Annotated in this window: 10 protein-coding genes and 1 pseudogene; 6 read left to right on the forward strand and 5 right to left on the reverse strand. The window is 67.0% G+C overall.

The genetic code is table 11. The features are described from left to right. Positions 1-167 precede the first annotated feature (167 nt). A complete protein-coding gene (locus ACYU8V_RS17925; RefSeq protein WP_460849279.1) occupies positions 168-914 on the forward strand; it encodes a sce7726 family protein in 747 nt (248 codons plus the stop codon). Here ACYU8V_RS17925 and ACYU8V_RS17930 read toward each other — a convergent pair. Further along, positions 861-1,823 (reverse strand): annotated as a pseudogene (locus ACYU8V_RS17930) (beta family protein); the annotation flags it as partial. The gene ACYU8V_RS17925 and the pseudogene ACYU8V_RS17930 overlap by 54 nt on opposite strands. Positions 1,824-1,991: 168 nt before the next feature. On the opposite strand from ACYU8V_RS17930, the gene ACYU8V_RS17935 reads away from it, so the two are divergent. Both ACYU8V_RS17935 and ACYU8V_RS17940 read left to right on the forward strand, forming a co-directional pair. Continuing rightward, the gene (locus tag ACYU8V_RS17935) at positions 1,992-3,221 is read left to right on the forward strand and encodes an IS256 family transposase (RefSeq protein WP_460792692.1); all 1,230 of its coding nucleotides are present in this window, start codon (positions 1,992-1,994) and stop codon (positions 3,219-3,221) included. 309 nt (positions 3,222-3,530) lie between these two features. Beyond that, positions 3,531-4,904, forward strand: a complete 1,374-nt coding sequence (locus ACYU8V_RS17940) for a helix-turn-helix domain-containing protein (RefSeq protein ID WP_460792690.1) — start codon at positions 3,531-3,533, stop codon at positions 4,902-4,904. A gap of 70 nt (positions 4,905-4,974) precedes the next feature. On the opposite strand, the gene ACYU8V_RS17945 is transcribed toward ACYU8V_RS17940, so the two are convergent. Next, the gene (locus ACYU8V_RS17945; RefSeq protein WP_460792688.1) at positions 4,975-5,100 is read right to left on the reverse strand and encodes a hypothetical protein; all 126 of its coding nucleotides are present in this window, start codon (positions 5,098-5,100) and stop codon (positions 4,975-4,977) included. Between the two features lie 386 nt (positions 5,101-5,486). Here ACYU8V_RS17945 and ACYU8V_RS17950 point away from each other — a divergent pair, with 386 nt between their 5' ends. Together ACYU8V_RS17950 and ACYU8V_RS17955 are read left to right on the forward strand one after the other, a co-directional pair. Then, positions 5,487-6,665 (forward strand): hypothetical protein, encoded by a 1,179-nt coding sequence (locus ACYU8V_RS17950; RefSeq protein ID WP_460792687.1) that lies wholly within the window; start codon positions 5,487-5,489, stop codon positions 6,663-6,665. Between the two features lie 386 nt (positions 6,666-7,051). Next, positions 7,052-8,404, forward strand: a complete 1,353-nt coding sequence (locus tag ACYU8V_RS17955; RefSeq protein ID WP_460849270.1) for a hypothetical protein — start codon at positions 7,052-7,054, stop codon at positions 8,402-8,404. Here ACYU8V_RS17955 and ACYU8V_RS17960 read toward each other — a convergent pair. Together ACYU8V_RS17960 and ACYU8V_RS17965 are read right to left on the reverse strand one after the other, a co-directional pair. After that, the gene (locus ACYU8V_RS17960) at positions 8,367-9,779 is read right to left on the reverse strand and encodes an IS1380 family transposase (protein ID WP_460849271.1); all 1,413 of its coding nucleotides are present in this window, start codon (positions 9,777-9,779) and stop codon (positions 8,367-8,369) included. The genes ACYU8V_RS17955 and ACYU8V_RS17960 overlap by 38 nt on opposite strands. A gap of 265 nt (positions 9,780-10,044) precedes the next feature. Next, positions 10,045-11,001: a hypothetical protein gene (locus ACYU8V_RS17965; RefSeq protein ID WP_460849272.1), complete on the reverse strand. Its 957-nt coding sequence runs from the start codon at positions 10,999-11,001 to the stop codon at positions 10,045-10,047. 603 nt (positions 11,002-11,604) lie between these two features. On the opposite strand from ACYU8V_RS17965, the gene ACYU8V_RS17970 reads away from it, so the two are divergent. After that, a complete protein-coding gene (locus ACYU8V_RS17970; protein WP_460792910.1) occupies positions 11,605-12,450 on the forward strand; it encodes a hypothetical protein in 846 nt (281 codons plus the stop codon). Between the two features lie 341 nt (positions 12,451-12,791). Here the strand turns inward: ACYU8V_RS17970 and ACYU8V_RS17975 are convergent, their stop codons facing one another. Beyond that, positions 12,792-13,622 (reverse strand): trypsin-like serine protease, encoded by an 831-nt coding sequence (locus tag ACYU8V_RS17975; RefSeq protein WP_460792911.1) that lies wholly within the window; start codon positions 13,620-13,622, stop codon positions 12,792-12,794. Positions 13,623-13,687 lie beyond the last annotated feature (65 nt).

Genomic DNA, 13,687 nt, shown 5'->3' on the forward strand with positions numbered 1-13,687 from the left:
CCGTTGCGCTGATCGCCCGGTCGTGTCGCCTGGACTGCCTTGGGTCGGAGATTGTTGCGCCGTCCGATGCCGGCACGGTCCCAGGCGTGAGTCGATCTACAGCAGGGGCCGGCACCGCAGCAACCAGAGGTAACCGGGGTAGCGTGCGACACGTGCGCGATGCTGACGTGCGTGATGCCATGGCAGTTGCGATTGCTCGGCAGATGGGCGACCGGCGACATGTGTTGCTGCACGAGGTCGACGTTCGATGGTCGATCCCGGCTCGTCTCGATGCGTTGCTGCTTTCCAGCAGGATCCACGGGTTCGAGATCAAGAGCGACGTGGACTCCCTGTCTCGACTGCCGCGCCAGGTCGCCTCTTACGGGATGGTGGTCGAACGCGCGACGCTGATCGTCGGGGACCGACTGCGTGCAGCTGCTACTGAGATCGTTCCGCCATGGTGGAACATCTGGTCGGCGCGCTGGGCGGGCGACAAGGTGCGGGTGCAGCAGGTTCGGGGAGGCCGCCTCAACCCCGCCATCAGCCCGCTGGCAGTGACATCGTTCCTCCTGCGCGAGGACCTCCTCAGCGCGTTGCGTGAACGCGGCCACCGGCGATTGTCGGGTGTCCCTGTCGACGACCTTCGGCTGAGGTTCGCCAGCGAGTTTGGTTCCAAGCAGACCGTTCAACGTGTTCGGGAAGCGCTGCTGGCGAACCACGACCGGCGGGTGCCCTCTGCGCTGCCCTGGGACATTGCAGGCGCTCAGGCCGTACCGGCCCGGCGGCGCGGCCGGTGGCGCCGCAAGTTGCGTCTTCACGACGGCGAAATGATGTTCCGCGGCGATCTGACGCCACTTCCCTGCGTTGCTCTCCTTGTCGGCGCCTGCCGCGATCGCGTGGAGCCGTTGATCGGCCTTGCTGAAGTTTGGCGGTAAGCAGTGCGGCTGACTCACCAGGTGAGAACAGCACGCCTCGAAGGCTGCTGCCAGGCCTCCGCCGGTTGGAGGCATCGCGCGGCGGTGGACGTGCATCCGGTCATCTCGCGAATAGCGAAGGTGCCCGTACTTCGGTGAGACGGGTACCGGATTTGCGGGCGGGTATAGGGCGTAGTCGCCGTAGACGACGTCGAGGCCGCGATGCGCGAGTCGGAGCCACAGCCACCATTCGCGGCGGACAGGGTGCCAGTCCCCGACCTGGGTGAAGCTTGCACTGTTGGGCGTGCCGCAGGTGATCAGGCGACCGTGCGCTGGCAATGCGTTCGCAACGGCCAAGGTATCGGTGACGAGGGTATCGAGGTTGTGCTGCTCGAGCGTGTCGGCCCAGTCGAGGATGACGTCGATTGCTGCCGGTGGCATACCGAGGCCAGCCGTCAGCGATCCGACGGCCCTGCCTACGCGACCGGGGTGAGCTCGGGCAACGGACATGTTGATCCGGACTGCCGCACGTCGGCTGAGGACTGCCACTTGCGCTGCTGCCCTCACCTCGGCGGGCGAACTGTCGTCGGTGAGCACGGGGATCATCGACGCCGGGCTCGGGGCCAGGGCGTTGAGGGACGCCAACAGGTGCCACCACGTCGGCCGATCACCGTGGTCGGCGACCCGGCTGATGTCGACGAAGAAGGGATCGAGCCAGAGCCGGGCGATGTCGTCCAAGAAGTAGGCGGCGTCTGTCAGCGTGCCCTTCTTGCGTGGCACCTGCCCGGTCTTCGGATTCGGCCGGGCACGGTCCGCGGGTTGAAGCTCGAACAGCGGGATCACGTCCAGAGACGAAGGTGCCCGCAGCAGGGCCTTGATCTCCGCGTCTCGTGCCTTCAGCACCGGTACGTATTCCATGCCGCCCAACATCGCATCCCCTCCTGAGCACGCCCCGTTGCGCCGAACGGCGTGAACCGAAGTAAGAGTCCCCGGGAGTGGTGGGGTTTGAGGGACCACGGCGGGGCTGTCTGACGTAGGCGGCCATCGGCGGGATCTTCGGTGTGTAACGGCTAAGCACGCACTGAAGGAGAACCACCGATGGCCTTGCCCCAGTCTGCCCTGTCCGAACTCCTCGACGCTTTCCGCACTGGCGACGGCGTGGACCTGATCCGTGAATCGGTCCGCGTCGCGCTGCAGGAATTGATCGAGATCGAAGCGACCGAACGCATCGGAGCCGCACCCTACGAACGCACTCCTGATCGGGTCACTGATCGCAACGGCCACCGGCCGCGGATGCTGACCACCAAGGCCGGCGATGTCGAGCTGCGCATCCCCAAGCTGCGCAAGGGCTCGTTCCTTCCGGTCATCCTCGAACCCCGCCGGCGTATCGACCAGGCCCTGTACGCGGTCGTGATGGAGGCCTACGTCCACGGCGTGTCCACCCGCAGCGTCGACGACCTGGTCGAAGCGATGGGCTCCGATTCGGGGATCTCCAAGTCCGAGGTCTCCCGGATCTGCGCCGGCCTGGACGAGCAGGTCGGTGCGTTCCGGACCCGACCGTTGGACCACGTCGAGTTCCCCTACGTCTATCTGGACGCGACCTACCTCAACGTCCGCAACCAGACCTCGCAGGTGGTGTCCATGGCGGTCGTGGTCGCGACCGGGATCGCCGCTGATGGGTCACGCGAAGTGCTTGGACTCGACGTTGGGGACAGCGAGGACGAGACGTTCTGGCGTGGATTCCTGGCCACCTTGAAGCAGCGCGGCTTGCACGGGGTGAAGCTCGTGATCAGCGATCAGCACGCCGGGCTGGTCAAGGCACTCAAGCGGTCCTTCCAGGGCGCCGGGCACCAGCGCTGCCGGGTGCACTTCGCCCGTAACCTGCTGGCTCACGTGCCCAAGTCGCACGTCGACATGGTCGCCGCGGTGTTCCGAACCGCGTTCGCCCAGCCCGATGCTGACGCGGTCGCCACCGCGTGGGACGAGGTCCGTGACCAGCTCGCGAAGTCGTTCCCCAAGATCGGTCCGTTGATGGATGAGGCCAAGCCGGAAGTCCTCGCCTTCGCGGTCTTCCCGCGGGCGCACTGGCAGAAGATCTGGTCGACCAACCCACTCGAGCGGGTCAACAAGGAGATCAAGCGCCGTGCCCGCGTGGTCGGGATCTTCCCCAACCCCGCCGCGGTGATCCGTCTCGTTGGAGCGGTCCTGGCCGACATGCACGACGAATGGCAAGCAGGCGACCGCCGCTACCTGTCCGAAGGATCGATGGCGCTGCTCTACCCCGACAGCGATACTGGACCCATCGCCGCGATCGACAGCGGCGAGTAGGCACCGAGGATCACCTCAAAGCCCACCACCCCGCGGGGCTCTGTCTGACCGAACGACAGCAGTGTAACTCGATGTGTCAACGGCGGTTGACACTTGGGGTAAACAGGTCCGCGTCTCTGTAACTGTTTCCTGATGTAGCCAGATGGATAGGACAGGTGGCTGACCGGCGTCCACTGCGTCTCATCTCGCGTCGCGGGTCCGGCGAGGCGACTTTTTGGTGTCTCGCGTCGTCCTGGTTGACCGGACTACCGCGGTGGGCAACTGTCGAAATGCTCGCCGCGTCAACAGATGCAAGGAACAATGGGGAATGTGGAGCCTTACCTCGCTGAACTGAGCCGCACGATCGATGTCAAGGAACTTGGTCGCCGCATCCGCAATGCACGGATCGCGGCCGGCATGACGCAGGCAGAGGTCGTTGGCGGAGAGGTCACGCCCGCCTATCTGTCCCGCATCGAGGACGGCCAACGTCGCCCCGAGGCGACCCTCCTCGAGCGGATGGCCGCGCGGATGGGCACCACTCTCGAGAAATTGCTGGGGGACGACTCCAACCCTCCGCCCAGCGGAACCCCCCGCGATGCAGAAATCGAACTGTCCCTCGATTACGCCGAGCTCGCGTTGGTCTCGGGAGACAGCGCCACGGCATTGGAGCAAAGCGATGCCCTTCTGACCCGCATCGCGGTGCGACCCGACCCAGAACTTCAGCGCCGAGCGCTCCGGGTCCGCGCTGGTGCTCTGGAAGCCACCGGCGATCTCAACGGCGCGATCCTCGTGCTCGAAGGGCTGGCTGGCGACCCGACCCCGGACTCCGAATGGCTGAAGTCGCTGATCGCTCTCGCGCGCTGTTACCGCGACAGTGGAGAGTTCGCGAAGGCGATCGACGTCGGCAAACGAACAGAGGTGACGATCGCCGAGCTGGAGATCGGCGGGCTGACCGAGGCGATTCAGCTCACCGTCACAATCGCGTCCGCTCACGAGGGTCTGGGCAACATGGATGAGGCGATGCGGACCTGCATGCGCGCTCTCGGCCAAGCTGAGAAGTTCAATTCCCCGATCGCGAAGGCGTCGGCCTATTGGAATGCGAGCTCTATTCGGGCCGCGATGGAAGGCGCGACCCCGGCCACCATCGATCTGGCCAAGAAGGCGCTCGCTCTGTTCGAGCTGGGTCAGGACAATCGGAACCTCGCCAAGCTGAAGGTGCAGGTTGCGAACCTCCACCTGCAGGCCGACCCGGCCGACGTCTCGGCCGCCCTCGAGATGCTCGAAGGCGCCGAGCGTGAACTCGACTGGTCGGATGCGTCGGCGTGGGACCGCAGCGTGTTGCACATCGTCCGCGGACGAGCACACGCAGCGCTCGGCGACTTTGCAGCCGTGTCCGACGACGTCGCGCGTGCTCGCGAGGTAGCGCCGTTGCGGGCGCCAATGTTGCATGCCGTCACGTTCTCCCTTGAGGGACGGGTCGCCATGGCTGACGGGCGGATCGAACAGGCTCGTGACCTGTTCCGGAAGGCGGCGCTGGAACTGACCGCTGTGGGTGCGGATCGGGAGGCGGCCGAACTGTGGTTCGAGCTGGCCAATCTCCTCACCGAGGCCGGCGACGTTCAGGCGGCGGTCGACGCGTTCCGCAGCGCAGGCGCCTCCTCGGGCTTCCGGTTGGGCTCCTCCACCGTCGCAACCCGGGTCTAGCGCTCGGCGAGTCCCGCGAAGCGGCCCATCCCGGTTCGGGATGGGCCGCTTCGGTGCGTCGACGGCTGTCTCAGCAGCAGCGCGGCCCGACGTTGGCGTGAGCGATGCCCATCTCCGGCGCTGTTGCGACGCTCACCCCGAGCGAGGCGGTGAGTGCGATGGCCGTGGCTGCAATGAAACGGGTGATGGTGCGCATGACGATTCCCTTCGTGTCAGGCACAGACAGACATGTCAGTGCTGACACGTTTTGTAAAGCCATGTCCGATGTGAGGGAACCCGATCTGTCAGATCCGTGACCGGAGGGGTGAATGAGGCAAATGAGGCGCGCTCGCGCGAGCGGTTCGTGTGCCTCGGTGTATTTGCTGTCCCTCAGCGGTCGGGTGATAGAGCGCCCGTTTTACTGAATGTGTCAGACTGTGTCTGGCGGGCGGCGACCAGAAGCGAGGGAGCCGTGGGGGCTGCGACCGGGGGAGGGGACGTGCACGAATCTCGTGTCCGGGACGGCGGCGTTGCAGTCGAGTGGGGCGACTGCAACCCGTCCGCCCCCGGGCACGCCGTGCGCCGTGGCCGCATGGAGGACGTGTGCTTTCCGACGCTGAACTGATCCTCGGCCTGAGCCGGCACCTGTCGGCCTACCAGGTGTCGACGTCGCATGCTGCGCTCGATGGCCTGTACTTCGCCGGTCAGGTGTACGAACTCGCGTGGCGATTGCGTCAGTCCCAGGTGTCGAGCGCGGAGCGTGTCAAGGCGATCGCGATCGAGGCTCACATTGGCGTGCGGCAGTTGCACGGTGAGGTTCTGCCGACGATGGAGTCGCTCGGCTGGGTGGAATGCCACCGCGACCCGCAGGGTGGGTTGAGCAGTATGGAGGCGCTCATCCCGCCGAACGACATCCTTATCGGTGATGCGACGCGTCTGCTGGACGTCTTGTTGGTCGACGGCGTTCAGCGCGCGGCCCTCGACCTGATTCGGGCGACCAGCAGGCAGCCACTACCGGTCGATGACGCGATCGCCGCGGCTGGGCTTGCCTGGGGCGAGGAGCCGGCTGAGCGGGCGCTGGGCCACTTGGAGAAGGTGAACCTGGTGCGCCGAGTCGAACACGAAGTCGACCGCCCCGTTGTCTTCAACCCGCAGGTGTGGACGAACGACGCGCAGGCGGCCGGCGCAGCGTTGCGCGCTCAAGACGCCCGTGCCAGTTCCGAGGTCGGTGCCCTGTTGGAGGAGGTGGCACAGAGCCCTGGTATCCCGGTCAAGCACGTGAAGTCGACCAGCCCCCGGTGGATCGACTTCGCGGTCTCCCAGGGTCTGGTCGAGCGGTCGGTTGTGCAGACCGCCGGCGGAGCCGAAGAAGGGTTCCTGTTCAGCCCACACCTCAGGCGGGACCCGTTCGGAACGAACCCGACGGACCCATCGGGGCACGTCCGACAGCTCGTCGGCAGCATGATCTATGCGTCTGTCTTCGCCAGTTGGCCATTGAAGAATCCAGGTGCCTTCCTCTACCGCCTCATCGAGGACGGGGAGGCCGGCAATGCGCCGAACATTGGCAGCGACTATCCGATGCTCGAGACCGCGGGAACGATCCAGGTGGTCACGGGTCGCGGCAACGGCAACTACCGCATGGTCCTCCTCCAGTCAGATGTGGCCGAGGAAGCACTCTCGATCATCGATTCCCGCAGTGCGCTGGCGCGGGGAGAAGTTGGAAGCCTCCACAATCCTCCACAATCTTGGCGACCAGCGGGCGTACTCCCATGTCGAGCGTGAGAGGGCGAAGGTCGCCTCGGTGGGCGCAGTCGACGATGTGGAGGCGGCCAGGCTGATCGCCGCCTTGCGTGACGTCACGTCCGGGGGGACTTTCGGTGTCGGATGAGCAGCTTCCGTTCGACGATCCTGATCTGCCCGAGGACGCTGGCGGGCTCGACGACGCTGGTGCGGCCGAAGTCGCCAGTCCTCAGGATGCGGATGTGGCGGATCCTCTCCCGGGGGTCCGGCCGGAGCCGTCGTCTGCCGCGTCCGACGAGGTCGTCTCATCACCAGACTCGGAGACGAACCCTGCAGTGAGCCTCGGGCTCGACGAGCTCAGTGACGCCGGCTCCCCGCTTGCCCCTACCGGAACTCCAACCGGCCGACAGCCGGGGTGGGCTGGAGCGGTGGTCGACGAATTGCGAGCGTCCCAAGGGTCCCGAGCTGCAAGCAACATGCCGACGACACCGGGTGCTGACTTCGAGCGGCGGGTCGGGCGCACCGAGTTCAACGACGGCGCCCTGGTCCGTCTGCGTGTTCCGATACGCATTGACGCCGATGCGGGACGCGACGTCCTGACCGACATCGATGTCATGGCCATTGACGTCGATGGGCGCTTGCGCGTGTCGCGCTCGATCCTGGAGTGCAAGAGCGGCAAGGGGCAGGCGAAGGAGCCTGACAGGTTGTTGTGGCTTGCCGGACTCCAGCGCTACCTGCGGTTCGAACGCGCCGTGCTCGTGCGCCAGACGGTCTCGAGGCGAGGTCGAGGGCTGGCGCGTGAGCTCGGCTTGCGGGTCATCGACGGGTCGACTCTGGCCGGACGAGAGGTGACGCACGCCTGGCTGCCCGACCGGTTCGCGCATGTCGACGGTCCTGAATGTGAAGCGGCTGAACGGCGCACCGATACCCAGCTGAAGGGCCTCGGGCATGTCCCGGCTGAGCTCGTCTCATTCCTGCGCTACGAGGCCCTTCGTTCGGAGCCGCACCATGTTCTTCGTGCAGTCGGGTCGCTGGGGCGGGTGGCCGGCTACGGCGGGGTCCTGCCCGAGCCGACGCGTCACGTGCTGGCCGGGCATGCGCTGATTGCCGTCATCGCTGCGGCCCTGGCCGATGCGGCCAAGCTTGACGAGATGGTGTCGTCTGAGCTGCTGGCCCGCACCGAGCGAGCCCTCGTCACGGGAAACCCGGATGACGACCAGGTCCTGTCGATCCTGGCCCGCGCCGATCAACTAATCGCGCATTCGCTTGAGCGCGTCCACGACGCATACCAAGGTAGCGGCGCCAGGCGAATCGACGTTCCCTTCCCGTCACTGCGCGACGCCGTGACAACTGCGCCGACCTGGGTCCCACGCTATGTCGACCTTGTCGAACGGTTGCGCGCGAACCCCGGGGTAGCGCGGCAGTTGCTGCAAACGGCGGAACTCGCTCTCTTCGACGCGCTCCTCGGAGGCACCGCATACTTGGCGCCTGCGTTTGACCACCTGTTCACTGCGGAGCACCGCTACCTGCTCAACGTGGCGCGACGCTGCCTGCGCGACATTGCCGGCGAGAGCATTTCGGACGCAGTGGGACCAGCTCTAGCCTCGATGTTTCGTCTGGCTGGGGGATTGAAGGTTTGGCTGCATGGCGGTCGCTGCGGTGCTGGTATGGCGTGGCTGATTGCCGGCGTTGGTGTCGCCGGTTCTCCGGTCCTTGGTTGTCGGTGTCTGCGGTGGTGCCGGGTCAGGCGGTACGGAGCGTGTGCCAGCCGATGTCGATGAGCTCGTTCCAGGGCCAGTCGCGTGGGAGTCGGAGGCGTCTTCGCCGGCCGGTGCGGACGATGCGTCCGGCGACGGCGAGGATCCGGAATCGGAGCCGTTTGGGTTCCCAGCGGCGGGCTGGCTCGGTGTGGTCGAAGGCGAGGGTCTGGGTCCAGGCGAGCAGGTCAGCGGCGAGTGCGACGACCTCGAGCCAGATCCGGTTCTTGGCGTAGGACGCGAAAGGCAGGTTCCGCAGACCGGTGTCTTTCAGGCATCGGATGCGGTCCTCGCAGCGGGCGCGTTGGCGGTGTCGGACCTCGAGCGCGGGCAGGGTCCAGCCCGGCCCGCGGGTGTTGGTAGCAAAGCAGGTGATCCGCCAGCCGTTGTGGTCGGTCAGTCGTAGTTGGGCGCCGGGGTGGGGGCGTTCACGGCGAGCGATCACTCGCATCCCTGCTGGCCAGTCCTTGGGGCCCGGGCGGGCGGTCCGGTTCTGAACCTTGACCGGGGCTGGCATCCATGCGGTGAGCTCGGCGACCTGCGCACCGTCGCGGGGTTCGCCGTCGCCGTCGACCGCGGCTCGCCAGGCCTGCTCGGGGATCGCTTCGATGGCTGTCTTGACCGTCTCGTGGGCCTGGAAACCGATCGAGTACTCCAATCCCAGATCGGTGATGTGGCCCAGGAACATCTTCGAGCAGGCGCCGGTGTCGGCGCGGACCAGGACTTGACCACGCTCGTGTTCGGGAAGCTGGGCCAGAGCAGCCTCGAGGGTGGTGATGTGGTCGTCCTTGTTCCACGGTGAGGCTTTCCCCGGCCGCAGGTCGAGCGCCAGCGGTTCGCCGGTGCCGTGCTGGCCGTGGTCGACGAAGCTGCACATCGGGGCGAACCCGAACCCGCGTTTGAAGGTCGGCTCAGCGCCTTCCTTGTCCGAGTGGGCGGTCACCAGCGTGGCGTCGATGTCGACGATCACCTGCCCACCATCACGGCGACCTGCGATGCCGGCCAGTGGCCGGCGACGGGACCACACTGCAGCGCGGGCGTCGGCTCGTGCCTGCCGGATCGCGCTCACCGCCGCATCGACGTCGGCAGCGAGCGTTGTGAAGATCCTTGAGATGGTCGGGTCGGAGGCGACCGTGCCGAACACCTGCGGTTGGGAACGCAGGGCGGCGACGTCCGCGAGGCAGTCGCCACCGAGCGCGACCGCGGTCGCCACATCGAGCAGCACTTTGCCCGGATCGTGTGCAGCCCGCGTCGGTCGCCACGCCGCGAGTGCTCGGGACAGGCCGCGATCCAGGCCACCAACCCGGATCGCTTCGCTCAGCAACAGCGCGCCCGAGGACGAGATCAGCGACTCGCGGACAGGATCGAGAACCAGACTCGGGACACGGTTACGCTTCACCTACGGAGTGCCTTCCGCTAGGGACCTTGAGACTTCAGCAATCCCAAGTTTCCCCAGCAGGACAGGCACTTCCGTGCTTTCAGCCCCGGTGTCGCAGGCCTACTCGTGAAATGCCGAGGCTAGAGGTTGACTTCAGCCGCGGCGGACCCGTTGGGTTCGATCGAGATGCGCAGGGAAACCCGACAGGCTAGCCGGCCCTCGATTGCGGGTGATCGGTCGGCGGAGGTGCGGCCAGATGCATCGCCTGCGCAGCGGCGCGCGGGAGCTAAACAAAGGGGACCTGTGACTGAGTGATGCGGACGCCGGGCTCTTCTTGGTCGACGACGAGGGGGCGCGAGGAGTAGTTGTGTCCGCCTCGAACGAGCGCTGCAGCGACGCCGCTTAGCGCTTGCCGTGGCGCACCGGGCCAGAGCACCACCTCGCGCACCGGAAGGCGCGATGCCGCGGACACAGGCAGGCCCCACGAATCGGATGCAGTCAACTCGATGTACGCCGAGATTCCGTGCGGCCGCGGCATGACCTGGAACTGTCGAGGCGAGGTGAGCGACGCTTGGAGCCGAACCTCTTGCTCTGCCGCGTAGGCGTGGTGCTTGTAGTTGGCCTCGATCTCGGCGACCACCCGATCCACCAGGTGCCAACAATCCAGCTCGCGATCGCTCGGCGCATCGTTCGTCGGCAACTGCTGCACTCCCTCACTCAGCACGTCAAATGCATGTGCAGCGAGTTCGGCCGGCGACACGTAGTTCATGGACCGCCAGCCTCCACGCATGTCCGGCGCCGTGGCGCCGGCGCCCCAGTGCGCCGTCCACTGCTCGAGGACCAGTGGGTCAGTGAAGAGCGGCCCGAGCGGGGCGGACGGGTCCAGGCCCACCGCAAAGGTTCCCGATACGTCCTGCGCGCCGTATGCGCGCCACATGTCCAGGGAGTCGCTTGCGCGCGATGCGCACGCAACCATCCGCTCTGAGAACCCGAACCGATCGGACAGGCTGATCAGTCCGACATCCCGATAGGACGACATCGCGCGCGCTGCGGCAGCAACGCCCGACTCCTCGCTCTTCTTCAACCGCTCGAGAGCAGTCGTGACGGCATCCATCCCGAAACGCTGCTCGGTCGGATCGTTGACGAACGACACGCTCGTCGCGCGCAGGGTGTGGTCGACGAGGATCCCTTTCAGCCCGACCGAGGTCGTGTAGTGCCAGATCAGGTCGCCAGCGTGGTGCATGAAAGGAACCATAGGCATGCTCGGTTGAACGCCGCCGTTCACGGGCCGCTGCGGACGCCGATTGGAAGTCCAGGGCAATGTCGCGGTAGATCGGCGGCGAAGTCAGGGGGCCGCCGCGGATTCCTACGTGGGGCGGCGCGCCTCCCATCGTGTAGACCTCTACACGGTATGTTGTGAGGTGCGTGCCGTCACGTCGCAATCGCGCCGGCTTTCGACCGGGGGAGCTGTCTCCCGAGTTGAGGGCGGCGATCGAGGCGGAGGCGGCGCGATTGGGAGCCATCGAGGCGCCCTTGGACGCAGTCGCGGCGGTCGGCGAGGTCTTCAACGGGCTCGATGACGTGTTGGATGAGCTCTCGGTGCCCCGGCTCCGCGCGATCGCTCGGTTGCGCGCAGAGGGATGGTCCTACGAGCGCATCGCGGAGTCGACTCGCTTGTCGAAAGGTCGGGTCGCGCAGCTGGCTCGCGAGGCGAAGAGGCGCGGGCTGTAGCTGCAGCCGCCGCGTGGCCCGGCTTGACCGCAGTGTGCCCGCGTCGGCGGGTCGCCGTTCGCGTAGAGATGGGTCAGAATCACCCTGGTAAGTCCTCATGTCTCGGGAGGTCCTCATGACGCGGCACACCTCGAAGGTGGCCGCGCCCGACGACGGCGAGAACTGGCTGACCGCCGGCCAAGCTGCTGCACTCACCGGCCAGCCGGTCACGATGATCGAGTGGTGGGCGGCGTCGAAGAAGATCCGGACGCGCGCTCGTGACCTCGGCCCCACCATCGACCGCGAATCCCTCGTCACCTACATCGAGGAGCGGGAAGCCCGACGGAACGAGCCGCCACCTCCGCGGCGGCCGCGCGCTCCGCGACGCCCGGCGGTGGCGCCCGGTCCGGAGTGGATCGGGGTCGGTGAGGCCGCCGAGATCCTGGACCGGAAGCCGGAGTCAGTTAGCCGGATCGCACGACAAGCCGGCCTGACCATGAGGCGGTCCCAGGGCCGGTTGTGGTTGCGGCGCGAGGAGCTCGTGACTCTGGTCGTCGAACGGGACGCCTGGATCTCGTGGGTCGACGCGAGCGCGCTCACCGGCCTGACCATCTCCATGATCGCGCGTGCCGCGAGCCTCGGCCTCATCGAGCAGCGTCCCGACGCGGCGAACTGGCAACCGAGCCTGTCCCGTACTTCGGTGCTGGCGTGGGCACAGGAGGTGCGGAAGCAGCGGGCGCAGGCGATCCGACGGCGCGAGCAGGAGCGGCAGCTGCGGGAGCCGCCCGCCGATGGTCACCAGTGGATCCGGTCGGCATCGGCGGCTCGTGTCCTCGGTGTTCACCCGAGCCGGATCCGGCAGCTTGTCGAGGCCGACCAGCTGCCGGCGATTCGCAAAGACGGGCGTGTGTGGCTTCGGCTCGATCACGTCGAGCTCGTCAGGGCCGCGCGCGAAGCCCGGCAGCAGGGCGGCAGCGCCTGACTGGTGCCGGAGTGAGTCTGGGTATGGCCCGGCTGTTCTTTCGTCGCTTGGCAGTACGGTGACGCTCATGAGATCCGGCCAGCTACCCCGCCCTCCGTGGCGGGAGGTAGTCACGGAACGGAGCCACGATGGCTCATTCACCCCACCGGCGCCACACAGGCTGCCCGCACCGTAAGTCGCGCCAGCGCCAGCACCATTACCAGCACCGCGACGCGGGCCGCTCCGCCCGCGAACCGTTCGCGGTGCTGCCCCGCGTCGGCAAGAAGCGCCGCGTGCGCCGCAAGGGACCTCGGTGACGCGGCCGACTAACGGCACCTGACGGCACCCGCCGGGGAGACGTATCAGTGCTGCGCCGCCCTCGGCGTGTGCTCGGCGATGCGACGCATCGCGTTCCGTGCCCGTAGCGGTGAGGCGTACAGCCCGATGTCGGATGGGTCGCAGCCGCCGACACCGCTGCTGGTCACACCGACGACCGTCAACGTTCGCCCATCGGCGCCGATGCCGAACAGCGGCCCGCCTGAGTCTCCGAGGCAGGTGTTGCGGCCGAATCGCGGCACCGCGCAGATGTCGATGCGTGCAGCAGCGGGGTTCACGTGACTGCGAGCCGCAGCGCACAGCGACGCCGGTACAGCTCCGAGCGCGGACACGACCCGTTCGCACGGTGTCGGGCCATCTGCATGTCCCCAGCCGACCGCTGCCCAGATCGGGGCGGTTGAAGGGCCCAGGTGTGCCGGAGGGATTCCGCGGATGGTGGAGGTCAGCGTGACGCGCAGTAGATCGCTGTGCGCTCCACCAAGTGGCATCCAGGATCGGGCTCTCAGCCGGTGCTCCCCACCATGCTCGCCTCGGCAGAGATTGCGAGCGTTGACAACCACGTCCACCGCTGAGGGAACCGTTCCGGTCACGCAGTGGGCCGCAGTGAGGACCGTTCTCGGGCCCGCGAGGACGCCTGCGCACCGATACGACCCGATGTAGTTCCCGGCTGGGGCGCTGTGGTTGACGACCGCGACCACCGTCCGCGAGGCGAGAGCCGCCTTCGAGACGAGGTCGTCGCGCACAGTGCGGTGGGTTCCGTGCCGGGGGAGGCCGAGTACAACAAGGCTCAGCAACGTCAGGCCCAGCGCGACTAGAACGACGGCGACGCCCCGGCGGGATGCGCCGCTCAGTTGCATGAAGAGGAGAGTCCCCTGTGGTGGTGGGGTTTGAGGTCCAGCGGCGGGGCTGCGTGAAGTAGGCG

This window comes from Nocardioides ultimimeridianus, assembly GCF_054777895.1.

Coding starts and splice junctions, on each gene's coding strand:
- ACYU8V_RS17935 (WP_460792692.1), top strand. CDS start 1,992: ATGGCCTTGCCCCAGTCTGCCCTGTCCGAACTCCTCGACGCTTTCCGC.
- ACYU8V_RS17945 (WP_460792688.1), bottom strand. CDS start 5,100: ATGCGCACCATCACCCGTTTCATTGCAGCCACGGCCATCGCACTCACC.
- ACYU8V_RS17965 (WP_460849272.1), bottom strand. CDS start 11,001: ATGCACCACGCTGGCGACCTGATCTGGCACTACACGACCTCGGTCGGG.
- ACYU8V_RS17970 (WP_460792910.1), top strand. CDS start 11,605: ATGACGCGGCACACCTCGAAGGTGGCCGCGCCCGACGACGGCGAGAAC.
- ACYU8V_RS17975 (WP_460792911.1), bottom strand. CDS start 13,622: ATGCAACTGAGCGGCGCATCCCGCCGGGGCGTCGCCGTCGTTCTAGTC.